The sequence below is a fragment of the Roseimarinus sediminis genome (assembly GCF_050433125.1).
GTDB lineage: Bacteria > Bacteroidota > Bacteroidia > Bacteroidales > Prolixibacteraceae > Roseimarinus > Roseimarinus sediminis.
This window is the reverse complement of record NZ_JBNPXV010000006.1, coordinates 87097-113324: the sequence shown is the minus strand read 5'-3', so window position 1 is coordinate 113324 and position 26228 is coordinate 87097. Positions and strand designations below refer to the sequence as shown.

Sequence of the window (26228 nt, the reverse complement as noted above, 5' to 3'; positions counted from 1 at the left end):
CAAGACTTAGAACATAAGCAATTGATACGGATTGTAAAAGAGCCAGATTTAAACTCAAATGCTTTGCCTGGTGAGCCAATAAGCGAAGAAGAATTTAAAACGTGGGTTGAGTGCGCCGAAGATTCTCCAATTGTAAGTATAACAGAAGCTAAACAACGATGGGCAGCACAAAAGAAAAATCTCCGGAAACTTATTCGTTAAGGATAAGCGAAAATGCCCTCCAAAACCTTAATAGTGTTACGGGCTACATTGCCTACATCAAACAACAGCCTCAATCTTTTAATCCCTTCAAACTTTTCAATCCCTTCCCAGGTGCAGCGCACCGAAATGCTTATAGCTGTATGGTAGCAGTTCAACAGAAGGTGCAGCGCACCGAAATGTTGGTTTTCAACTGGGCTTGCCCTTGTCTCAGAATCGAACCGCAGAGCTGAAACCCAAATACGAAAAGAACTCCGGATGAGACTGAACAAAGCTGTTAAACCCGGACAGAAAAAAGAACTATTGCAGCTATTCTTTCGCCCCCTTGGGGCTTGGGCTTCTGCTGTTCCTTTTACCCAGGGCGCTGCCCTGCGCTTTTGCTTTAAGGCCTTTGGCCTTATAAACACAGCATTGAATTTACACTCCCGGCTTTCGCCGTATCGTTACAGAATGCATTTAACAATTGCTTTCAATTGCTTTCTATCGCTTTCAACTGCCTTCTATTGCTTTCCACTAAGTGAACAGTAATAGCTAAGTTAACAGCAAAGCCGAATAGAAAAGAATAAGTCATCTAAAGGGTATGATCTATTTCTGAGTTCAGGAATTGAAAACAGGAGTGTAAATCGCTGTGCTTTTTAATGATTTATAAGCCTATCATTTATTGATTACTCCCTTCCCATAAGCATTTCAAGGGTTTCTACACTTAGTTTATACTCTTCACCAAAACGCCGGTACCTGATCAACCCATAATCTTTGCTGTATAAAACAGAATCGGCTTTACCTTCAAACACATTATCTTCATTACGAAACCATTCTAATTTGTATAAATTATCTAAAACATGATCACCAATCGTAAAGGAATAGTTTCCATTTTCTTTCTCTACACTATCAAAAACCCAATTATCTTCGCCACCATAATAATAATAATAGCACAAATAACTATATGTTATATATTCTTTTTCATATATAAATACATCAAAACACAATTGTGTGGTGTCATTTGCACCCATTTCGTGAAAATTTCCACAATATTGCGTAACATCACTCTCTGAACTTGCCGGGTTTAGATGGGGCTTATAAACTTCCGATTCAGACACATAAAACGAATCAACATCGTTATTGCTTTGAAAAACAAGGGTATCGTCTGTTGCCAGTAAAGGGTGCTCATACGGGTCGAATATCTCGTGCTTGTCTCCCAGGTTGAACAAATTGCATTGTGCAAAACCAAACAGCAGCAGAAATATTCCACCGCTATTTCTTAAATATTTTTTCCACTTTTTCATAGCCTTGACGGGTTGTTGCTTTTACAATATACATTCCCGGAGGAAGTTCGTTAAGTGTAAAGGTATAATTTCCTGTGTGGCAAAGCTGATCGCCAATACCAACAACATGCTCAGGATTATTTTTTTTGGCTTCATAGAATTGTGTTTAAATTTAATTATCAAAATCGTTAGCGTTTTAGTTGGTTTTTAAAGACACACCTTAAAAGCCTTCGCCATATAAGTGCTTTTCAATTCTCAGCAAACACTAAAAGGTTAATATCTTTTTTCGGATTACAAATCCTATTGTTTATTAGCGCGGATTTCAATTGCAAGTTCAGCAAAGCGAATTCCGAACTAGTGTTATTCTTGTTTCTGCATTCGCTTCTGCTCAAACTCCTTTACGTACCGTTTATAATCGGTGCTGTCTTTTATTGGGTAATCAAATAACATAATTGCTTTCTTTTGATTATTTGGCAAATAGGTAACCAAAAATCTTTCGTCACGCTGTACTTTGATATTACTCGGATATTTGCTGAGAGGTTTTACTATTTTCTGTGTATCACAGTAAAAAGAAAAACTTACGTTGGCTCGACTATACCATCCTGTCTTACTTATTCCTACGACAGTTCCTATTGCAAACTCTCCTTTTTTCATTATCTCTTGCTCGTCTTTGTTATTTAATAGCCTGTAACTAAATACACCTATCGCCAAAGCCGAAACGAGTATTATTTCAATCATATTTTTTCTCATCTTCCCCACGGATAATAAAGTTCAGGATAAATAGTTCTCCAAAAATTAAAATTACTTGGAGGGGGAGTTGGGGCTCTCATTGGAACTTGCCAATTATTACCTGGCGTATTATACGGTGTTGTTCTTGGATTGTATTGGTAATAAGGGCTATTTGGTTGCATGCCTTTTTCATATTTGAAATTGTATTCATAATAATCATCGTATGGACTTTTTATCTTTAAGCTTAATTCATTTCTTGTCCAATATTGCTCAACGCCACTTCTATTTAAGCCATATTCAACACTACTAAATGTAAACCCAAATGCAGCTCCCCATCCACCTTGTACAAATCCTGATTTGAAAGCAGTTTTAACATCTCCACTACCTAACATTACTTCATTGAAAAAACCATTAATATAGCCAACTGTAAAACCTTGGCTAGTTTTTTCAATCGCATTTTTCATAAATGTAGATTCAACATTTAGGCCATTAATTGCTTTATCTGAGAATTGACCACCCCATTTAGCTCCATAATAACTTGATGCTGCTCCAATTCCTCCAGAAAGTAAAATCCTACCAGCATCGCTTCGGTCTAAATCACTCAAAGAAACATCATCGGTTAAAATATTAGTATTTAAAAACTCATTCCCTGCTCCACTAATAAATCCAGACAATGGAACTCCGGCACCAGGAATTTGAGATGCGGCACCACTAGCAGCACCTACGCCATAATAGGCAAGTCCTTCTCCAAAATTGTCAATATTATTCCAGTTTGATGCAACATTAACTACAGAGCCAATATCTGCTGCAATCGCATATGGCAATAAAAACGATGTTGCTCCTCCAGTAAAGAACATTGACACACCAACTAATGCAGTAAATACTATTTCCCCATCGGGGTCATTGTACTTCAACGGGTTATTTAAGCAATAGCTGTATCGGTTATAGCTTTGGGTATTACCGGGCTGTTGTACAAAGTTATCAGGATTTAGGAAACGGCCAATACGGGGTTCCCGCCAAACGCGGGATAAACTCCCAAACGGCCGTTCATATTTATAAGTTTGAATGCGGTCATGTGCTTCCCGGTACCGCTTCGCTTACCGGGATTAGTTCGGCCAACTGTTTATGGTTCGTTCCTCTCCCATTAACAGGGCCTCACTGAACGTGGCCGGTAAAACCTCGGTTGGCAAAAAGGGCAGGTTCGCCACTTGTGTCGTAGTTGCTCCAATCACCTGGTTTACGGCGGCGCCCCCAGGCATCAAAGCTATACTCTTGCAGGGATCCGGTACTATCTTTCAGCTCGGTAATGGTACCCAGGTAATCGCGGAAGATGTTGTAAAACCGGACAGAAAAACCAACTATTGCAGCTATTCTTTCGCCCCCTTGGGGCTTGGGCTTCTGCTGTTCCTTTTACCCAGGGCGTTGCCCTGCGCTTTTGCTTTAAGGCCTTTGGCCTTGTAAACACAGCATTGAATTTACACTCCCGGCTTTCGCCGTATCGTTACAGAATGCATTTAAGAACAGCTTTCAATCTATTTCAATCACATCATTGATTAGCTGGCTTTTTCCTATTTACCGGTAGAGACGCACTATAGTGCGTCTCTACAATAGTGCGTCTCTATACCGGTAATGACATTTTCCTTATTCCAGAAATCCCTGTCTCTTCAGCACGTCCAGCAGTACCTTCGAAAAATGTTCGTTATCGGCCTTTTTGTAGCGCACATCGGTAAACACCTGGGCCAGGCTTTGTTTGTTGTTTTCCTTTATAAACTGAAGGTTTTCCGGCAAGGCCTCTTTTTCGGCATACAAGGCCTTGATACTTTCATCGGAATACGCACTGTACACATTTTGGTGCAGCACAGCCTCCAGGGGCAGACGATCGGTAAGCGGCGGATGTTCATCGGGCCAGCCAATGGTTAAGGTAGTTACAGGTACCACCCCGGCCGGTAGTTTCAGCACATCGATAATTTGATCGGCATTGTAGGTAGTTGTTCCCAGATAACAGATCCCGAGTCCTTCGGCTTCGGCGGCTACTGTCACGTTCTGTGCAAGCAGCAGGGCATCGATTGCAGCGGTCATAAACGACAAAAAGTTATCGTAGCCTGGTTGGGCATCACTTAAACGACACCAGTGCTTAAAACGGTTAAAATCGGCACAAAAGGTAAGTACATTCGGAGCCTGGGTAACCATGGGCTGATTAAAGTGCGCAGGGGCCAGTGCCTTTTTAATTTCCGCATCGCTGGTATTGATAATGGAATAGAGCTGCATATTTCCGGTGGTAGAAGCCCTGATTCCTGCATCAAGAATACGCATCATTAACTCATCGGCAATGGCTTCATTTTTATACTTTCGGATACTACGGTGCTCAAGGATGGTATTCATAGTTGTTTACTTAAAGAGTCGTACTTAGTGCAAAAATAGTAAAATAAAAAAGGGAGACCACCGGCCTCCCTTTTCTAATCAATCAATTCGGTATTACCTCTTAATAATCCTTTGAGTTTTGGCAACTCCATCTTCGGTGTGCAGAGAGATGAAGTAAACGCCGCTACGCAATTCACTTGTAGTGATTTTATTTTCAGGATTCATTACTTCCTTAACAAGCTGTCCGGCGATGTTGGTGATCACTGCTTTAGTGAGTTCCACTTCGCTCGAAGTGCTTACCTGGATGTAATTATCGAATGGGTTCGGATAAATATCGATCGCAACAGAAAGATCTATTGTGCTCAATACATAATCGATATCGCTCGCACTTGTTGGTGCCAGTTTGTACTCCTCAAAAGTATAGTTAACGATACCTTTAAAGTTGTAACGCTGACCTTCTGACATCATGTCTCCGATTTCGAAGAGTTGCTCATCAAGCTTAACGCTGGTTTCATCCATTGCAACACTGAACCACTCACCATAAGTAGCAGCTTCGGTTGCTTTCAATGAATCAACTTTAACATATACTCCTTCGTAATCTTCGTTGGCTACATCAGCAGCAGAAATCTCCATAGGAGTAATCGTTGCAACTTTCGATACGAATTCGTATTCAGTAACATTTTTCAACTGAGTAAGCGTGTAGTATTCAACAGCGGTTGCAGTTAACTGGATGGAAGTACCAATACTTACCTCAGCGGCTACATTTTTGTCGAATACATAGATACCACTGCGTGCGCTCATTGCATCCTGCATGAAGAAACCATTACCGTTTCTGTCGATACCTGTAACAACACCTTGTACGGTAACCACCTGGTCGGCGAATGGAGTAGCATCTCCGGTTCCCTGTACTTCAGCAATGGTTCTCAATACAACCACTACATCTTCTACAGTTACCTTGTTGGTCGATTCACCGGCTAAACCAGCATCGTTGAAAGCAACGGCGCGGTATTCACCAGCTACCAGACCGGCAGCGCTAACAGTTACAGAACCGTTGGCAGTAGCAACTACTCCGGCAACAGCGTTACCCGAAGTAATGGCAGCAGCAATGGCGTCGGCAGTTGCAGCAACATTTACATTAACAAGGTATACAACACCAGCCATGTCAACAGTAATTTCAACTTCACCATCAACATTGTTAACAGTTGCAGCATCTACACTTACAACAGGAGCAGGAGCTACGTAATCTTCAACAATCAGTACTTCTGTTGATTCGCCTACGTTACCAGCTTCGTCGATGGCAACAGCGCGGTAGTTTCCGGCTACAAGGCCTTCAACACTTACCACTACTGAACCACCAGCAGTTTCAACAACACCGGCAACCGCTTTGTCGTCAGCAATAGCAGCTGTAATAGCAGCTTTTGTTGCAGGAACGTCAGCGTGAACAAGGTATACAATACCTGCTTCGTCGCGGGTCATGGTTGCTTCACCGTCGAGGTTGCTTACAGTTCCGGCAGTAACAGTTACAACAGGAGCAGTAGCATCAATGGTAGTGAAGTTCCAGGTGTTGGCATCGATGATACCTGAGAAGGCGTTACCAGCTTCGTCCACAATAGCTCCGGGAGCCAAAGTTACCGAGTAGGTAGTTTTCTCATCCAAACCTGTTACAGGAACAGTCAGGGTCATCATGTCGGCACTGATCATATCAGAAGTGATCACGAAGTCAATGAAGTCCTGGCTCATATTCGATTGTCTCGAAACAGTGATCTTGGCATTGTTTCCTGGTTTGATACGCTCAGCACAGAATTCAATTACCAATTCAGTAGTAGTAGCTACATCAACAGTTCCGTCAACCGGGCTGATAATGGTGTAGCAAGGATCGAATACGCTGTCAACAACTTCAATTACCCATGTGGTAGTTTCAGTAACCCCGGCATAGTCTGAAGCAACAGGAGCAGCAGTAGCGTCTACAAAGGCACCAGCGTCGATCAGTACATAGAATGTACCGAAGTAAAGGTCGTTGGTGGTGTAGGTGAATACTGAGTCGTTGCTTGTTGCAAAGTCAGCAGCAGCGATGGTAGCAACAACAGCATCCGTTGCGGCATCGTAAATTACTACATTACCGGTAGCAGCAGCAACAGCATCGTTGAACTCGATAGTCAGTTCCACGTCTTTGTAGTCAGCAACAGGAGTTGCAGGATAGAATACAGCAGTAGGAGCGATGATGTCGGCAACATCGAATGAGTTGCTTACTTCAAGATTTCCGTTGGCGTTGGCCGACAGATCTTCGAAGGCACCTTCGTTAACAACTACAGTATAAGTAGCTTCGCTTACCAGGCCTTTCACAACTACAGTATAAGTGCTGTCGTTTTCGACGGTAAAGTCAGCCACGTCGATTACGCGGTCAGCAGCTTCGTCGTCGCTCGAAATAGTAACAGTACCGGCAGCGGCAGCTACTACTTTCTCGCTGAATGTCAGTTCAACTACAGTTGAATCAACATTAACGATGCTTGAAGGCTCGAATGAAACGAGCTCAGGAGCTGTATTGTCACCGGTAGTGATGAACCATGTGTTGTCAGCAACAGCAGCAGTAGCTCTAACATCGGTGTAAGCACCATAAGTAAGGTCGTTAACGAAGCTTGAATCGTAAGCTACGTAGTAGATATTCATGTCACTCAAACCTGAAACAAGAACAGAAACAACATTATCAGTAATGTTTTCTTCAGTAATTGTAACAGTAGCAGCAACTACATCGGTAGCAACGTCAACAATGCGCAGTTCAGGTGCAGCACCTACCTGTACATTTTCGCTGTACTCAATTTCGATTGCCAGTTCATCAGCAACAGTATTGGTGCTTCCGTTCATAGTGAAGGTAGCAACAGGAGCAGTAAAGTCATTTACACTGAATGCCCAGCTGTCGTCAGTAATACCTGCGAAGGCAACTTTCGAGTTCGAGTTATCAGTTACAACACCGTCAGCAACCTGGATGTAGTAATCAGCTTCTTCTTTCAGCTCATCAACAAAAGTAATGGTGATGGTATCTGAATCAGTGTAGAAACCGTTGGCATCAGGAGTGCTTGAAACGTTGATACGGCTATTGTCGATAGCTACCGTGTCACCACCAACTTCAATCAGTTGGAAGTTACCGTTGAATGTCGGGCTGATTCCGTTGAAGTCTTCCAACACGAGGGTTGCAACAACAGCGTCAGGCATTACATCTTCTGCGATATTGGTAGTAGCTTCTACAAATGCAGGAGCAGTTACATCAGCATCAGTAGCAAATGTCCAGTTGATAGGCGAAGTAAATCCGGCCCATGCAACGGCATTGGCGTTGGTGCTGGTTACAGTTCCTGGTTCGAGCAGAATGTAGTAATCGGCAATGGCATCTTTGATGTTGGCATCAAAGGTGAATGTCAGTGTATTTCCTGAAACCATATCAGCAGTAGCATCGATCTCGTCGATCAGCAGGCTGTTGATGTTTTCAGGTTTAATTGGAGTTTCGAAATACTGGTACAATTTGATTTTACCATTTCCAAGCGCGATGTTCATATCGAAGGTCAGGGCAAATTCAGGTGTTCCGTGTTCCACAGTCTCCTTGGTAGTCAGACTTGGTACAGCTGAGATCGCTTTTGGAGCAGCAGCATCACCAACGGTGAAGTACCAGTCGTCGTAGCTCAGAATACCATCTGATGGCAGCGTGTTCACATCCTGGAAGGCTCCGGGAATCAACTTCACATAGTATGATTTACCAGCTGTAAAGTCGTTAACAGGGTTGAAGGTTACCACGTCGGTAGTAAATCCGTTAACCGGATTGCTTCCTGACAATGCAGCGTTAGCAGCAGTAATTACTTCAACAATGTTTCCATCATCCGTTGGATTGTCAGTTTTGTCATAGATCACAATGGTTTTGGTACCATCGAGCAGACTAACATTCTCTGAGAAACGGAATACGAGGTCACTCTTAACAGTGGCATCAGTTGTTCCTGTAGCAGGAGTAATAAACTCAACAACCTCTGGCTGACGGTTATCCGAAGTACTGAATGTCCAGTCGGTGATAGCAGTGGTTCCGGCAAGCGGATTACCAGCTTCATCGGTGAAGACACCAGTAGCATACATCACGTAGTAAGAAGTATAAGGTTCAAACTCGGTATGAGGTATTTTAATAGTACCGGCAGTTGTGAAGTCACAGTCAGCAGCAGCTACTACATCAAATACGGTACCATTCGAACGGTAGATATTTACATTACCAGTTCCGGCAGCCATTTTCTCAGGAGTCAATACACCATTTACATCGGTAGTAGCTACACCAATTTCAATTGGATTAACGGTATTAGCGTTGAAGCTACCCGAGGCTGGAGTCCAGCTGGCCCAAACAGGATTTTTGTAGTCACCTACCTGGAACTGCATGGTTTGATTGGTGTTCAGAACTTTTGCAGTTACCACACCGTAATCTTCCAGCTCTTTGAGCGGATTGGCTGCAGCCAGTAAGGTTACATCATAAATATAATAGGTATCCAGTGTCTGTGTAGGAGTAATGGTAATTACATCCTTTGTAGCATTGATGGTAGCATCAAAAGTTACAGGTACAGCACCTACATTGCGTACAAACGAGATCAATGCATCAACATTGGTATCGGTCAGTTGTACGTTGTTGTTCAGGATTACAGGTTCATCGAAAGTAAGTGTTACTACCTGATTGTTGGCCTGACCGGTTACGATCGGGGCTTTCTTCTCAGGAGACCATGCCAGGATATAAGGAGCAGCATAGTCACCAGTGGTGAAGCTCCATACATAGTCGGTAGCAATGGTTTGTTCGGCACCATCTTCAAATTTGGCACCAGTAACAGTTACTGTGTAAGTAGTTTCACTCTTCAGTGCAGCACTTGGAGTCAGTACAAGCTGAGTCACATTGTGTGCATAAGGAGTTGTTTTAGCTACTGTATTGTTAGTAAGAGCACTGAAGGTAACAGCAGTACCGGCAGCATCTTTCATAACAACATTGGCTTGAGCCCATGCAAGGTCGATAGGAGCACCAACACCGGCAGTTCCGGTTTTGTACACCAATTCTGAGAATTCAACAGTTACGTTTGTTGCAACATTTTCGTTGGTTCCGGTTGGCAATCCGCTTACTACACTTGGTGCAATTTCGTCTTGTCCAACAAACCACCAAATTTCAGTAGCATTGGTAGCAGCAGCAAATGAACCTGCCTGCAGTGTAATACCTGCATAATCAACAGGATCGCATGACTTATCAACGAAAGTACCGGCGGTTGGCATCAATACATAGTACTCAACACCATCTGAATAGTCGGCACGGGTAACAATGGTTACTGTTTTTTCGTCGGCAGCAATGCTTACATCGGTTGAAGTAACATTGATGATTTCCTGAGCAGCAGCATCACCCATGCGGTAGATGTAAATCATACCGGCACCTTTTGATACAGGCTCATCAAATACCATAATAAGGTCTTCGTTGTTGGCATCCAATACGGCACCTACATAAGGAGTATAGTTACCCAGGGCTTTACCGGCAGCAGTCAGATCAACAGCAGGAGCTGTTTCATCAGCTGTGGTGAAAGTCCAGGCAGTTTTTCCCCAGAAATATCCATCACATACATTGGCTGTAAAAGGAGCCGCTGCGTTACCATCTACGTTGTTGTCTTCGAACACACCCGGATCGATTTCTACATAGTAGCTAGCCTTTTCGGCCAATACACCGGCAGCAATATTGATGGTAATGTTTGCAGGTTTTGCAGGAACTGCACCAGCTGCAGGAACATATACATTCGAAGTAATGCTGTTAATAGGCACTGCCACATCGGTAGCGGCATTTCGTACCCAGATATAATCAGCCATTACGCCTGGCAGACCTGCAGCAGCAGCTGTTGCGGCAGCAGTGAGCGAAACGTTCTCGCTGAATTCAATGACCAGATCAGTTCCTCCGGCAGCCTGGTTCTTAACACAGCTTCCTTTAGGATTGAACGAAGTCATCTCTGGTTTGATATTATCAAGGGTAGCAATATTCAGAATGCTTTCTACATTCTCACTTGCTTTGGTATGATCCATCAGGTTACCGGCAGCATCTTCAGCAATGAAGTAAATGTCATAAACCTGATCGCCATCCAAATTCTTGATGTCGAATGGTACAGCTGTATTAGCAACAGAAGCAGTTGCATTGGCTTTAATATACGCAGCAGTTTGAGTTACTGTTACACCGTCCTTCACGATCAGGTAGTAAATGGTAGTTGCTTCGTTGGTTGCAATGGTATTTACTGTGATCTGGTTATTTCCTGAAACTCCGGCAGGAGCAGCAGTCCATTGTGGACGGATGTAATCCTGTACAGTGAATGTAACCACATTTCCTGCAGCCACATAGTTTGGTCCACCCACGTAAGTTGCTTTATCAGCGATTTGTCCACCAACAATATCAAGTGTTACGAGATCTTCTGATGCTAAAGCAGCTGTTGGATTGACAGTCAGTACATTGGTACTTGCGCTGAAAGTTGCAGCAAAAGGAATTGCTCCACCCAGTCCGTTCAAAGTAACAGCAGCATTGGGAGTTGCAATAACAACAGGTTCTGAGAAGGAAATCTCAATGTTTCCGTCTTTGTTGATACCGGTTGAAGCAGCAGCAGTCAATACATTGATTCCACCAACGGTGGCAGCACTTACAACAGGAGCTGTAAGATCTTGTGTGGTGAAGTTATAGTCACCAGGAAGATCAAGATCATTAATTGCAGCAATTGCCTGACCAGAAGCATCTTCAAAAGTACCTGTTGTAACAGTTACATAGTAGTTGCTGTTGGCAAGGAAAGGATTGCTATGAATAACAGTAATCTCGTCGTGTGCAGCATTCCAGCTGTAATTTACAACACCACCACCAAAGTCAACAGTAGTATGCGCTGTAGCATCAGCGTTACGAATGGTAAGGAATTTTCCAACCGGACTGTTCACCCATACAGGTTCAGTAAACTTCAGTTTAATGGCCTGGGTTAAACCAACATTGTTGGCATCGTCGGCAGGAGTCGAAGCAACTACATCGTAGTTAGGCAGCGGGTCAGCACCAATGCTGAAATCCCAGTTGCCTGTATTGCCAACCCAGCCGGCGAAGAAATTACCAGCCTCATCTTTGAAAGCATTGGCTTCAATTTCTACCCAGTAGTTACCACCATAGTTGAAGTTCGAAGGATCGAAATTCAAAGTAGCAGTAGTACCAGCAATGGTTACAGCATTTACATCCTGAGCGATGAAAGTATAATCCGGGATACCAGTATTACCCACTTCACGAACGTAAACTTTACCAGGACCAGCCACAATTTTGCCGGAAGCTTCAGTAAAGTTAATAGTCATGTTAGCAGGAATACCTACAGTTGTTCCATCAGCAGGAACTGTACTGGCAATAACAGGAGCTACATTGTCGGCACCTTTGAAAGTCCAGAAAGTGGTCGATGAGATACCATCGGCCGGATTTGGATCAGCCTTAGTGTCAGTAAAGGCACCGGCATCAAGGGTTACAACATAATTATCAAGAGAAGCTACATTGTTGGCAGAAGTAACAGTAACAACATTTCCGGCTATCGTAACAGCAGCAGTTGATACGTCAATTGTTTCTGTAAACGGAGCAGTACCAGTTGCAGTAATAATAATGTTTTTACCAGCAACCGCAACCACGTTCTCATTGTAGGTCAATTTCAGAACAATAGGAGTTCCTGCAGTAACATTCAAACCGGTAGGAGTATGATTGGTCAGGATTGGACTATCGTATTCCTGAACGGTATAAGTCATCGAAGTATTGGTGATGGCATTACCGGCAGCATCGAATAAACCATTCAGGCTAACAGTATAGCTTTCATTGGCTTCGTAGGCAGTAATGAAACGGCTCAGGTCAATGGTAAAGGCCTGGGCAGCACCAGCAGTAACATCGAATTCAATCATTGAATTGTCAGAAACTTTCTTCACGCTGATGAGTGAACGCATGATGTTCTCATCAGCCACATTAATGGCGTTACCAGCTGCATCATAAACTACTTCGTTAAAAGTAACGTTGATGTCGAGACCATTGTAAGTCTTGGTAACGGTTTGTCCATTGATTGGATTAACAAAGGAAACGGCAGGGGCTGTTTCATCAGCAGTGGTGAACTCAAGGAAGTAAACAAAACCAGTAGTGGCAGTTTCTACACCTAATACACCTGCGCTGATTGCAGCAGTTGCACCTTCGTACCAACCTAGCGTATTGTTGGCTGCATCGACTAATGAAGAAGTAAATTCAATCGAGTACAATGCAGCATTATCTGTTAAGCTGTTTGTTGGATCAATGGTTACCACCTGGCCGGCTGCATCCCATGTAATGGTGGCAGGTACTAAAGTACTTGCTGCATCGCGGAAGAAAACGTTGGCTGCATCGGCAACGGCACCATTAGCACGTTTCACCGGCTCACCAAAATCGATTACGATATTGGCATCGGTAGCCACATTAGCCAAAGTTTGCAAGTCGTTGCTGGCAAATGTTGGAACAGGTCCGGTATAGTCTTCCACAGTGAAAGTATATACCTGCTGAGCCATTTCGTTGGCTGAACCTGCAGGCACATTGGGATTACCAAGGTCGCTTACTTTTTTGTCTTTAATAGTTAAAGTATAAGCGCCACTGTTTTTCCATGCTGAAGCAGCATAGTCAGCAAAACCATGTGCGGGAGTAATGGTAACTACATTAGCAGCTACACCTACAGCATAATCTACACCAGCAGCTAAAGTAACCCCGTTTGCAGAACCATCGGCCCACTTCAGTTCGAAGTCACTATTGGCGGTAAAAGCAACGTTCTCATCAAAAGTAATTACGATGTTAGAAGCTTTATCGATATTGGTACCAGCTGCAGCTTTAATATTTACGGTAGAACCACCTTTGTTGGTCATATCTACCTTTTCTACTACAGGAGCCAGAATATCGTTGGTGGTTACTGTAACAATAGAAGCTAAAGTAGCTGCATCAGTTGAAGTATTCGGCGTAGTCGCCTTATCTACAGTGGCAAAATAAATATCGTAGGCTGTAGCATTCTCAAGTGCAGCACCGTTTTTGTCAACTGCAACCCATCCTTCATGAATATTGGGATCGGTTACACCACCTGTTACCAATGAAGGTAACTTTTTATTTACGGCTACCACGTCAGCAGCTTTAGGAGCAGTAGCACCTGTCTTCACTACATAGTAGTACAGATCAACTGGATTACCTGAAAGCGCATCAACAGCATTTACATTCAAATAAATGTTGGTGGTGTTCTTCTGATCAGTTGTATTGTTTGGAGCTACGGTAGTACCAGCAGCTGCTGCAGTATTAACAGCAATGGCAGCTTCATCAAAGTCACCAGCTTTAAAAGTGATGATATTGGCGGCAGCAACAGCCGTATTGGCTTCATTATCACCAAAGAAAGCACCGTTCAGGTCAACCTGATAGCTGGTGTTTGAAACCCAGCCTGTTGCAGGAGGATAAATTTCCACTTTGTTGTCTCCAACATATTTTGCAGTAAATGCAATAGCAGGAGTTACTGTGAAACCACCAGCGACATTGGCATTGTTGGCCAGTGCGCTACCGGCAGCGTTGCTCAATGCAAAGGCATACCCTTTGGCTGTACGGTTATCGCTAAAAGTAACAACTACTTTTTCATTCTTGTATACGTCGGTAGCATCACCCACTGCAGCAACAGCTGTAGGAGGAGTTACGTCGGCAGTACGGAATTTCCACTCTGTACTATTATTAATACCACCGTAATACAAGTTGTGGGTTGATACATCCTGGAAAGCATTGTCATCAACACGAACATAGTATTCGGTTAATTCCTTCAATGGAGCAGGAACAGTATAGGTAAGTGTCTTACTAACACCAACACCTGTAAACGCTGAAGCTGCAGTAGTACCTACATAAGCACCTTCGCCGTTTTCCATTACCTCATAAAGGTAAACACTTCCGGCACCATTGGTCATAGCAGGACCATTGTCGGTAAACTGAAGTGACAAGGTTGGAGTAAGGTCACCTGCCTTGGCTTCGTCATCACCCTTAGGAATTAAATTAGTCAGTGTTGGAGGAGTATAGTCACCAACAGTGAAATTCCAGGGACCTAACACACCATTAACGGCAACAGTTCCGGTATAGGTAATACCAGGAAAGTAAATACCGGTTGCGGCCGATTTAAATGCATCCTGTGTAACGGTAACGTAGTATTGCTTCAGTTCGACTACATCGAAAGCGAAGTTAACACTAACATCATTACCACTGATGCTGATACTCGAAGGAAGCGGATTGGTGACCGAAATGGCCTCAATCTGCACACCAGAGGCAGCATCGTAAAGTCCGACTACTCCTGTTCCAGAGGCAACTACCACCGGCTCAGAAAAAGTCATCTTAAAACTTTCGCCCTTTTCATACGAAACCCCAGCAGCGAGATCGACAGGGTCGAGCGCTGTAATTTTGGGTTGCGCAAGAGCAAAACTCAGAGACAACGTGCTAAACAGCACAATTAATCCCAAGAGTCGTGTAAATGATTTTCTCATAGCACTTGTTTTTTAATTGAACTTAATTGATTGATTGATTTTGAATTATATAATTTTTTATTCATTCTGTGTTTTAGTGCGTTTACAATAGTTCACAATACGCTACAAACGTATAAAATTTATCGCCAATGTACAAAACATTGTACAATAAATTACCATCGCCGTAACTTTATCTATCCTTTGTGTGATGGTACTTTCCTGCTTTAGTCATAACGCTGAAAGCCATCAGTTTATTTTTTGTTAAATGAAAAAGCTTTCCAATAAGCGAATTTAACATTTCAGAAATACGATTTGTTGTTTAATTTCGTATTATTCCTGTAAGTAAAAGATAAGCCTTTAATACCCTGCTTTCAACATGCTTAATACTACAATATGAAACCTGTTATCAAACATTCGAAAAAACTCTTCCACTTCGCTGTATGCCTTGTTATTGCTCTGGTAATTAACAGTTGTCAGACATGCAATTGCCCGTCGTACACCCGGACAAACGCTGCTGTACTTATGTTGTATAACATAAATAAGTCAGTGCCTTCATTTCTGCTAAGCCGGCAAATCCAGCTTCTTCACCCAACATTTCAAACAACTGTCCTTAATACAAGGTAAAAACAAAACCCCCTACCCCCCTGCTTAATTTTTTTCTAAAAAAAACCAGACCAGGGGGAGAAAAGGAAAAAGTCATTGAGAAAAAGGAAAAAGTCAATGGTCATTGGTCATTGAGAAAAAGAATAAATTTACGTCTAATTCGGTCAACGTTTTTTAGGCATGGACAAACCAGCAACCAGCAACCAGTAACGAGCCCCGTTGAAATATTCTCCTTAGGTCAAATTTCACGGTGCAGGCAACCAGCAACCAGCAACGAGCCCCGTTGAAATATTCTCCTTAGGTCAAATTTCACGGGGCAGGCAACCAGCAAGCAGCAACGAGCCCCGTTGAAATATTCTCCGAAGGTCGAATTTCACGGGGCAGGCAACCAGCAACCAGCAACGAGCCCCGTTGAAATATTCTCCGAAGGTCGAATTTCACGGGGCAGGCAACCAGCAACCAGCAACCAGCAACCAGCAACGAGCAAGCAGCCTCAGTCTCACCCTTTTCGTCCTGAATATGTTACGAAAGTATTACGCATTGGAACAATTTTTAAAATTGACAGTAAAAAGTTGAACTTTTCCCCCAGATATGCTTAATTTTGCGGCTCAAACAAACATTCACAATACACGCAATAACTTAATAGCTAATAATTAAAACGATTTATTATGTCGAAAATTAAAATTGGTATCAATGGTTTTGGCCGCATCGGACGTTTTGTATTCCGCGTAGCTGCTGCCAACGAAAATGTACAGGTAGTTGGAATTAACGACCTGATCGATGTTGACTACATGGCTTACATGTTGAAATACGACTCTACACACGGACGTTTCAACGGAACCGTAGAAGTAAAAGACGGCAACCTGGTTGTTAACGGAAATACCATTCGTGTTACTGCTGAAAGAAATCCTGCCGATTTGAAATGGGATGCCGTTGGTGCTGAATATGTTGTTGAATCAACTGGTTTATTCCTTACCAAGGAAAGTGCACAGGGTCATATCGATGCCGGTGCCAAAAAAGTGGTAATGTCAGCTCCTTCGAAAGATGACACTCCAATGTTTGTAATGGGTGTGAACCAGGACAAATATACCAAAGACATGGTATTCGTTTCGAATGCATCATGTACTACCAACTGTCTGGCTCCAATCGCCAAAGTACTGAACGACAAATTCGGAATCGTTGAAGGACTCATGACTACCGTACACGCTACTACTGCTACCCAGAAAACAGTTGACGGCCCGTCGGCTAAAGACTGGAGAGGCGGACGTGGTGCAGGTCAAAACATCATTCCTTCATCAACCGGAGCTGCCAAAGCAGTAGGAAAAGTTATTCCTGAGCTGAATGGCAAACTTACCGGCATGGCTTTCCGTGTTCCTACTCCCGACGTTTCGGTGGTAGACCTTACCTGCCGTCTTGAAAAAGGTGCTTCTTACGAAGCCATTTGTGCCGCCATGAAAGAAGCTTCTGAAGGCGAACTGAAAGGCGTTCTCGGATACACCGAAGATGCAGTTGTTTCGAACGACTTCGTTGGCGAAGCATGTACTTCGGTATTCGACGCCGGTGCCGGTATCGGACTGAACGACAACTTCGTTAAAGTGGTTTCATGGTACGACAACGAAATGGGTTACTCAACCAAGGTGGTTGAACTCATCCAGCACATGGCTTCAGTTGACAAAGCTTAATCATACCATATTATATAGTATAGAGGATGTCGTTAAGGCATCCTCTTTTTTTTTGTCTTTCCTTAGAAGTGTAAACATGATCAACACCGGCAAAGCCTATCCTCCAAAAGAAAAAGGAAGCCAACAAAGTCATTCAATACATCCACCACCCTGATATTATGGAACATACAAGCATCTTTGTTGCACCGCCTGTCCCGATCAACAGCTAATTTGTGTGTAAAAGTTTCGAACTACACCCTCCATTTTTCTAATCATCAATAATTTGATAAGCACCCTTAAGCGCTTCGTTTATCGGGCCTTGTATTCATTGTATACATTTTTTAACACTTCAGATTTTGAAAATAATTTGGAGCCTATCCAACAATTTATACTTTTACTTCCGTGTTGATCAACACAAAGGTCTTTTAAAACAAAATGTTCATTGAAGAAACGGCGCAATTTTATTACACAAACGAAATCGTTTATCATTGATAATCAGTTACTCAATTAAATTACCAATCCTATGGAAAAATTACTCAATGATCAAATGTTGAACAGGATGAGCAACAATGCACCTGATCAGCAATCCGACGTCCTGGTAGCTTACCACGAGCAAGTACAGGAAAAAGAGAGTGAAATTGGAAATGGCAATCTGCAAGACTACCTCGAAATTTTTGGTGATATTGAAGATATTTAAGGGACGGGAGTCCCTTTTTTTTTGCCCGCAAATGAGAAGAAAGATATTAGACTTTAGACGATAGATATTAGACACAAGACCATCGATATTAGACACAAGACCATAGATATTAGACCGTTGTCTCCCAAATATTTCAATAGCGACCTCTTGTTCCATCAGGCATCGGATGTCCCTGCTTATTTTTCTCTGTGGCTCTCCGCACAATTCGCTTTTATTATAGCCCGCGGCCAATGAAAAAGTACAAACTTCATATATTATAATTCACCATTCAATATTCACCATTCACAATTCACCATTCATAATTCACCTTTTACCATTCACCATTCATAATTCACCATTCACAATTCACAATTCACCATTCACCATTCACCATTCACTTTCTATTTTCTCCTGACTGCTTTTCTTTTCGTATTTTTGCCTCTCTAAAAAAAAGCGCTTAAAAATACCCAATGGATAAAACACTGATAGTCATCGTCGGACCAACCGGCATTGGAAAAACAAGCTTAAGCATAGCTGTGGCTCAGCAGCTGAAAACTGAAATAATATCGGCCGATTCGCGCCAAATATACAGAGAGCTACGAATTGGCACCGCTGTACCCGATTCTCAGCAACTTCATACTGTTAAACACAACTTCATTCAATCGCATTCCATCCATCAATATTACAATGCTGCCCAATTTGAAAGCGAGGTAATTGAATTACTCGATACCAAATTCAAGACCTACAACGAGATGGTCATGACAGGCGGCTCGATGATGTACATCGATGCTGTATGTGATGGCATTGATGACTTACCCAAAATTGATCATGAACTACGAAAAGAAATAATCGCAAAATATGAGACCGAAGGTTTGGACTCCCTGCGTCGGATGCTGAAAAAAGTAGATCCCGACTATTACGCCACAGTCGATTTAAAAAACCACAAACGCATCATGCATGCCCTGGAGATCTATTATCTTACAGGAAAACCCTATTCTTCGTTTCGAAGCAATACCAAACAAAGCAGACCCTTTCAAATACTGAAAATTGGACTCAACACCGACCGGCAAGTGCTGCATCAGCGAATCAACCAGCGCGTCGACCAGATGGTGGCCGATGGATTGGTAGAAGAAGCCCGGACTGTTTATCCTCACCGCAACCTTAACTCACTGAATACCGTAGGCTACCGCGAACTCTTTGCATCCTTCGATGGCGCTACTACCGAGGCCGAAGCCATCGAACTCATCAAGCGCAACAGTCGCCGCTATGCCCGTCGTCAACTCACCTGGTTCAGAAAAGATGAAAGCATTAACTGGTTTGAACCCGATCAGGAAAAGGAAGTCATCGAATTTATCAAAAAGCGTCTGGATAAATCAAATTAAGCCCTATTTTTACTCTTCATAAATTCAGTAAAATGAAGATAGTTATTCTGGGTCCGGCCCATCCATACAGGGGAGGTATAGCAGCACTCGATGAACGACTTGCCAGGCAGTTAGTTAACGAAGGGCACGAGGTAAAAATTGTCAACTTCAAACTGCAGTATCCCGGATTTCTTTTTCCGGGGAGCACACAGTACACCAATGCGCCTGCTCCAAAACACATCCATATCAGTCGGGAAATCAATTCGGTCAATCCGCTCAACTGGATCATCAGGGGGCTGAATATCAAGAAACAGGCACCCGATTTGATCATTGTACGATTCTGGCTGCCTTTTATGGGACCATCGACCGGCACCATTTGCAGGCTGGCCCGACAAAACAAAAAAACAAAGGTGGTCGCCATCGTCGACAACATTCTTCCCCACGAGCATCGTCCGGGAGACCAGCTTTTTACCAAATACTTCTGCAAGGGGGTGGATGGATTCTTAGCCATGTCGCAAACGGTTTACAAGGACCTCGACCTGTTTATTAAAAAGCAGCCAAAGCGTTTTTCTCCCCATCCCATTTATGACCACTATGGCGAAGTCATTTCAAAAACCGAAGCCAGAGAACAACTCGGATTGGATATCAACGGTCGCTATCTGTTGTTTTTCGGCTTTATACGCGACTACAAAGGGCTCGACCTTTTGTTAAGTGCCATGGCCGATCCGCGGATCAAAGAACAGCAAATTAAACTACTGGTAGCCGGCGAATTTTACTCCGATCCTCAAAAGTATCATCAAATGATTGAGCAACTGGGCATTGCCGATCAGGTCATTTTGCACACCGATTACATTTCAGAACACAAAGTCAATTTGTATTTCTGTGCCTGCGACCTGGTAACTCAACCCTACAAAACGGCCACACAAAGTGGGGTAACCCAAATTGGTTATCACTTCAACAAACCAATGCTGGTAACCAATGTAGGCGGTCTGCCCGAAATTATCGAAGATAAAAAATGTGGCTACGTTGTAAATCCAGACCCCCGCGCCATCAATGAGGCCATTTATGATTTCTACGAAAACAGCCGGGAGGAAGCCATGATAGCCGAAGTAATCAAAGCGAAGGCAAGGTTTGGGTGGGAACAGCTCACCAAAACTATTTTTGAAATTTACTCGTTGGTGCATCAAACAAAATAAACGATAATTGTTTTATTTACAGAATAACAAAAACCGGGAATGCAGGGACAATCGAAACTAGAAGAACGCTTGATTAATGAAGCATACGACAGCATGCTCAAATCGTCGATTCATACCTTCAATGAAGAAGAACTGGCATCGATACAAAAGGCTTTTGATTTTGCCAATTCGGCTCATGCCGGAGTGAAGCGTAAATCGGGCGAGCCCTACATCCTTCATCCCATAGCCGTTGCCGCCATTGTTACCCGTGAAATAGGCCTTGGCACCAAGTCGATTATATCGTCCATGCTGCACGATGTGGTGGAAGATACCGACTACACCCTTGCCGATATCGAAACCATGTTTGGCGCCAAAATAGCCAGTATTGTTGACGGGCTGACCAAACTGGAAGGCGAATTTGACTTTAAACAGGCAGCCAACTTCCGAAAGATGCTGCTCACCTTGTCCGACGATGTACGGGTTATTCTGATCAAGATTGCCGACCGCCTGCATAACATGCGTACACTCGACTCGATGCCGCCCAACAAGCAGTTAAAAATATCGGGCGAAACCCTCTATATCTATGCACCGCTGGCACACCGACTCGGATTGTATGCCATTAAAACCGAACTCGAAGACCTTAGCCTTAAATACAAATATCCCGACCAATACCGCGATATCGCCCTGCAAATAAGAGACAAGGAAGAACATCGGCGCTACCTGGTTGAACGTTTTATTACGCCCATTGAAACAAAGCTTCAGGAAGAGAATCTTAAAGTAACCATTAAAGGCCGTCAAAAATCGATTTATTCCATCTGGAAGAAAATGCAGGTTAAACGCGTTTCGTTCGACGAAGTTTACGATCTGCTGGCGATCCGAATTGTATTTAAGTCGAACGAAAAGATAGACGAACGCCGCAAATGCTGGGAGATTTTTTCGATTGTCACTTCGATTTACAACTATAAACAGGACCGGATTCGCGACTGGATCACCATGCCCAAGGCCAATGGCTATGAGGCACTTCACGTAACTGTAATGGGCCCCGAAGGAAAATGGGTCGAGGTTCAGATCAGAAGCGAGCGCATGGATGAGATCGCCGAACGGGGCTTTGCAGCGCACTGGAAATACAAAGGAGGTTCAGCGGGCGATTCAGAACTCGACAAATGGATAGAACGCATCAAAGAAACCCTGCAAAATCCAGAATCGGATGCACTTGAATTTTTGGACGAATTCAAGCTTAACCTGTTTTCATCCGAAATTGTTGTGTTTACACCCAAGGGGGAAATGAAAACCCTCCCCAAAGGTTCGACCGTGCTCGATTTTTCGTACGAGATTCATACCGACCTGGGAAACAAATGCATAGGCGCAAAAATCAATCACCAGCTGGTACCCATCAGCCATGAACTGCACAGTGGCGATCAAATCGAGATTCTCACTTCCGAAAAACAATCGCCACGCGCCAATTGGTTCGACATTGCACAAACGGCCAAAGCAAAGCAAAAGATCAAGGATTCATTTAAGTTAGAACACAAAAAACACATTGAGAGGGGCAAAGAACTTATTGAAGAAGAATTAAAAAAGATTGAACGACATCCTTCCAATGAAACCATCAACATCCTGTTGCAGCATTTCAATCTGGAATCAAAAATTCAAATGTATGCACAAATCGGTTCCGGCTTGAGTTCCCTTGCCGATATCGGAGCACTCTTTGAGGACAAAAAAGACAAGAACAAACTCATTAAATACTGGCGGCTAAGCCTGGGGCGTAAGAAAAAACCGCAGGAACAGGAAGTCAAAACCGACAAAATTGACCGCAAAAAGCCCTATATCCTTACAGAAGAAAACGTTGAGAAAAACTTCCACCTGGCACGCTGCTGCAATCCCATTCCGGGCGACGATGTAATTGGCTATCTCAACGACAACAACATGGTGGTCATTCACAAAAAATCGTGTCCCGAAAGCATGAAAATTATGACCAGCGAAGGAGACCGCATTGTTTCGGCCAAATGGAAACAATTTAAAATTCAGTCGTACCTGACCAATATTTTCATTAAGGGTTTCGATCGCATTGGCATTGTAACCGAAATCACCGGCATCATTTCGAAAGACCACAACATCAATATGCGCAGTGTAAAATTCGATACCATCGACGGCGTATTTACCGGTACACTCGACTTGTATGTTCACAACACCAACGATGTAATGAACATCATTACTGAGCTGAAGAAAATCAAAGGAATTGAAACGGTTGAGCGCATGGAAGAAATGTAAAAAAGTTATTTAGCCCGCCTGTAAAATCGTTCCAAAATTTCTATATTTGTTCCAATTTAAACTTAGTTTAAGTATGAATAACCAGAAATTGAAGGATACGGCTAGAAAATTATTCACTGACTACCTTGAGTCAAAGGGACATAGAAAAACGCCAGAGCGCTTTGCCATTTTGGAAGAAATTTATTCGCGCAACGGACATTTCGATATTGAGTCGCTTTATATTTCGATGAAAAATAAAAACTATCGTGTAAGCCGGGCTACACTTTACAATACCATCGATTTGCTACTCGAGTGCAAATTGGTAGTGAAACATCAATTTGGAAAAAATATCGCCCAGTTTGAGAAAGCCTATGCGTCAGAAATTCACGATCACCTGATCGACATCAACACCGGAACAGTCACTGAATTTTTTGATCCCCGTATTCGTCAAATCATTGAAGACACCTGTAAAGACAACAACTTCAGTCTGTCGCACCACACCCTTTATATCTATGGTGAAAAGATAAATCCCAAACAGTCAGGAAACTTGCCACAGTAAGCCTTCTCCTGCAATTAGAAACTTCCATCGTTTTATTTGTCAGGCACTGAATAGTTTTGTACTTTTGGTTGCCAAAACCAATAATTGCGATTGCCGGCACGGTTTATTCCAAAAGTTTTGGAGTAGACCGATTTTTATGTTTAATCATTAATTCATTCAAACAAGAATCAACATGAAGGTAGATGTACTACTTGGGCTGCAATGGGGCGACGAGGGCAAAGGTAAGGTCGTTGATGTACTTACTCCCCAGTACGACGTAATCGCCCGTTTTCAGGGAGGTCCGAACGCCGGCCATACGCTTGAATTCAACAACATCAAACAGGTTTTGCACACCATTCCTTCGGGAATTTTTCGCGAAAACAAACTAAATGTTATCGGGAATGGCGTTGTGCTCGATCCTTCGGTATTTAAAAAAGAAATTGAATCGCTCTCCCAAATTGGCTTTGAACTCACCAACAACCTGGTGATCTCAAAAAAAGCCCACCTGATTCTTCCTACACACCGTTTGCTCGATGCAGCATCGGAAGCAGCTAAAGGAAAAACCAAAATTGGATCCACCTTAAAAGGAATCGGGCCAACCTATCGCGACAAGTTTGGACGTGATGGTTTACGCATCGGCGATTTGCTTCACAACTTCGAGAGCAAATATGCCGAAAGGAAACAGAAGCACATCGAACAACTCGAAAAATACTATCAATACGATTATAAGGAAGAACTCGAAGTTTACGAGAAAGAATGGTTCGAAGGGGTTGAGGTGTTGAAGCAATTCAAACTGGTCGATACAGAACATCTGATCAATAACTCATTAAAAGAAGGAAAATCTGTGATCGCCGAAGGCGCTCAGGGAACCATGCTCGATATCGATTTCGGGTCGTATCCCTTTGTTACTTCTTCGAATACCATTTGTGCCGGAGCCTGCACCGGGCTTGGGATTGCTCCCGGCAACATTGGAAAAGTATATGGCATTTTTAAAGCCTATTGCACCCGCGTAGGGATGGGCCCCTTCCCCACCGAACTTTTCGATGACAATGGTCAGCAACTGCGCGATGTGGGGAATGAATACGGTTCAACCACCGGTCGTCCGAGAAGATGTGGCTGGATCGATCTGGTAGCGTTGAATTACTCCATCATGATCAACGGAGTGACCGACCTGATTATGATGAAAGCCGATGTGCTCGATCTGTTCGAAACCATCAAAGTGGCCGTTGCCTATAAAATTAATGGCAAGGAAACCACCGAACTTCCTTACGAGCTGACCGACGACATTGAACCGGTATACAAGGAATTGCCGGGTTGGAACAGTCCGCTGACAGAAGTAACTTCGGAAGACAAGTTTCCCGAAGCATTGAAAAATTACATTCGCTTTATTGAAGAAGCCACCGGCGTAAGGGTTACCATTGTTTCGGTTGGACCCAACAGAGATCAAACCATTGTACGTTAATTGGCTTCACAAAATATTGAAATCCCGCATCTGCGGGATTTTTTTTTGCATTTCTTTTTCATCACTTTCAATTCTGCACTACATTAACTACTTTTAAGCAATTCAAGTTGTTGATGGGGAACTTAAACGAATTGGAAACGCAAAGGATGTGAACGGCAGCCGAAATTCAGAAGCATACTGCTGCTGCGGCTGTTTTCCCTAAAACAGCAATCGTGAACCTGTAATACCTTGTAATACAATGAACATTGTTCGTCCTACCCTGGTACTTAACAAAACAGTCAGCATCCAAAACATCGAACTGATGCTGGAAAAGGCACATCGTCACAAGGTTCGTTTGCGTCCGCATTTCAAAACACATCAGTCGATCGAAATAGGAAGATGGTTTCGCGAACTGGGCATTACACAAATCACCGTTTCATCGGTAAGTATGGCAGCCTACTTTGCAAGCGATGGCTGGGATGATATTACCATTGCCTTCCCATTTAACACCCTCGAAATCGACGCACTCAACCAACTTACTGCTAAGCGACAAATAAACATTGTGGTCGACAATGTGGCCACCATCATGAAAATCAGCTCCCGGCTGAGCCACCCTACAGGCATTTTCGTAAAAGTCACTACCGGTTTTAACCGGGTCGGGATCAGCAGTTCATCGGTCCAGAAGATTGAGCAGATAGTTCAGTCGATCGAAACCAACCCGCTGCTTAAATTCAAGGGCTTCATTACCCATGCAGGCCATAGCTACGAAGCCCGCTCGCGCAATGAAGTACAAAATATCCATTTTGATGCCGTGCAGAAGATGAGTCACCTGAAAAACCTGTTCCGCCGCAAGTATCCCAACATCGAAATTTCGATAGGAGACACTCCCGGCTGTTCGGTTTCGGAATATTTTCAGAACATCGATGAAATTCGTCCCGGAAACTTTGTGTTTTACGATTTGAAACAACACAGCCTGGGGGCTTGTAAAATCGACGACATCGCCGTAAGAATGCATTGTCCTGTTGTCTCGAAACAGCGCCAGCGAAATGAAATCGTGATTTATGGCGGGGCGGTTCATTTCTCGAAAGACTGGATCCAAAACATTGATGGCAAACCCCTTTATGGAAGAATAATCGTACAACACAACGGCATCAGAACCTTGCTTCCGCCTACCGATTATTTATGTCGTTTATCGCAGGAGCACGGGATCATTAAAATTTCGGCCGATTACTTCAACAACATCGAAGTAGGCGACATTATTGAAGTAATCCCCGTGCACTCATGTCTCACAGCCAGTGCAATGGGACGTTACCTGAGCACAAAAAACGAAGTACTCACCATGATGCCCCCCTTTTGATCGTAAGTCTTCCAATTCGTATAATTAGCGGGAGCTGAAAAAAGAGCCCCGCTAAAAACGGGGCTCCATAAATAAGATCAAAATACCTATCGCAACAG

14 protein-coding genes are annotated in these 26228 nt (G+C 43.3%); 9 read left to right on the top strand and 5 right to left on the bottom strand.

The features are described from left to right. The first annotated feature begins 21 nt into the window (after window positions 1-21). Complete coding sequence (locus FHS86_RS09345; RefSeq protein ID WP_429412743.1) at window positions 22-201, top strand: hypothetical protein; 180 nt, start codon at window positions 22-24, stop codon at window positions 199-201. Window positions 202-863: 662 nt separating this feature from the next. Here FHS86_RS09345 and FHS86_RS09340 read toward each other — a convergent pair. The 5 genes from FHS86_RS09340 to FHS86_RS09320 all read right to left on the bottom strand — a co-directional run bounded on the left by FHS86_RS09340 (window position 864) and on the right by FHS86_RS09320 (window position 15089). Then, entirely contained in the window at window positions 864-1481 is a 618-nt protein-coding gene (locus FHS86_RS09340; RefSeq protein WP_429412742.1) for a hypothetical protein, read from the bottom strand. A gap of 339 nt (window positions 1482-1820) precedes the next feature. Next, window positions 1821-2210, bottom strand: a complete 390-nt coding sequence (locus FHS86_RS09335; protein ID WP_429412741.1) for a hypothetical protein — start codon at window positions 2208-2210, stop codon at window positions 1821-1823. After that, the gene (locus tag FHS86_RS09330) at window positions 2207-3193 is read right to left on the bottom strand and encodes an RHS repeat-associated core domain-containing protein (protein WP_429412935.1); all 987 of its coding nucleotides are present in this window, start codon (window positions 3191-3193) and stop codon (window positions 2207-2209) included. The genes FHS86_RS09335 and FHS86_RS09330 overlap by 4 nt, the downstream gene beginning before the upstream one ends. A gap of 637 nt (window positions 3194-3830) precedes the next feature. Then, complete coding sequence (locus FHS86_RS09325) at window positions 3831-4571, bottom strand: nitroreductase family protein (RefSeq protein WP_429412740.1); 741 nt, start codon at window positions 4569-4571, stop codon at window positions 3831-3833. Between the two features lie 93 nt (window positions 4572-4664). After that, window positions 4665-15089 carry an Ig-like domain-containing protein gene (locus tag FHS86_RS09320; RefSeq protein ID WP_429412739.1) on the bottom strand — a complete coding sequence of 3475 codons (10425 nt, stop codon included), beginning with the start codon at window positions 15087-15089 and terminating at the stop codon, window positions 4665-4667. A 1250-nt stretch (window positions 15090-16339) separates the two neighbouring features. Here FHS86_RS09320 and gap point away from each other — a divergent pair. The 8 genes from gap (at window position 16340) to FHS86_RS09280 (ending at window position 26130) form a co-directional block, all read left to right on the top strand. Beyond that, window positions 16340-17353 (top strand): type I glyceraldehyde-3-phosphate dehydrogenase, encoded by a 1014-nt coding sequence (gene gap / locus FHS86_RS09315; RefSeq protein WP_429412738.1) that lies wholly within the window; start codon window positions 16340-16342, stop codon window positions 17351-17353. Window positions 17354-17855: 502 nt separating this feature from the next. Then, entirely contained in the window at window positions 17856-18029 is a 174-nt protein-coding gene (locus tag FHS86_RS09310; RefSeq protein ID WP_429412737.1) for a hypothetical protein, read from the top strand. 449 nt (window positions 18030-18478) lie between these two features. Then, entirely contained in the window at window positions 18479-19390 is a 912-nt protein-coding gene (miaA, locus tag FHS86_RS09305) for a tRNA (adenosine(37)-N6)-dimethylallyltransferase MiaA (RefSeq protein WP_429412736.1), read from the top strand. 32 nt (window positions 19391-19422) lie between these two features. Beyond that, complete coding sequence (locus FHS86_RS09300; protein ID WP_429412735.1) at window positions 19423-20565, top strand: glycosyltransferase; 1143 nt, start codon at window positions 19423-19425, stop codon at window positions 20563-20565. Window positions 20566-20604: 39 nt separating this feature from the next. Further along, window positions 20605-22815 (top strand): RelA/SpoT family protein, encoded by a 2211-nt coding sequence (locus FHS86_RS09295; protein ID WP_429412734.1) that lies wholly within the window; start codon window positions 20605-20607, stop codon window positions 22813-22815. Between the two features lie 73 nt (window positions 22816-22888). Next, window positions 22889-23353, top strand: a complete 465-nt coding sequence (locus FHS86_RS09290) for a Fur family transcriptional regulator (protein WP_429412733.1) — start codon at window positions 22889-22891, stop codon at window positions 23351-23353. Window positions 23354-23525: 172 nt separating this feature from the next. Then, window positions 23526-24794, top strand: a complete 1269-nt coding sequence (locus FHS86_RS09285; protein ID WP_429412732.1) for an adenylosuccinate synthase — start codon at window positions 23526-23528, stop codon at window positions 24792-24794. Between the two features lie 238 nt (window positions 24795-25032). Then, window positions 25033-26130 (top strand): alanine racemase, encoded by a 1098-nt coding sequence (locus FHS86_RS09280; protein WP_429412731.1) that lies wholly within the window; start codon window positions 25033-25035, stop codon window positions 26128-26130. Window positions 26131-26228: the final 98 nt, after the last annotated feature.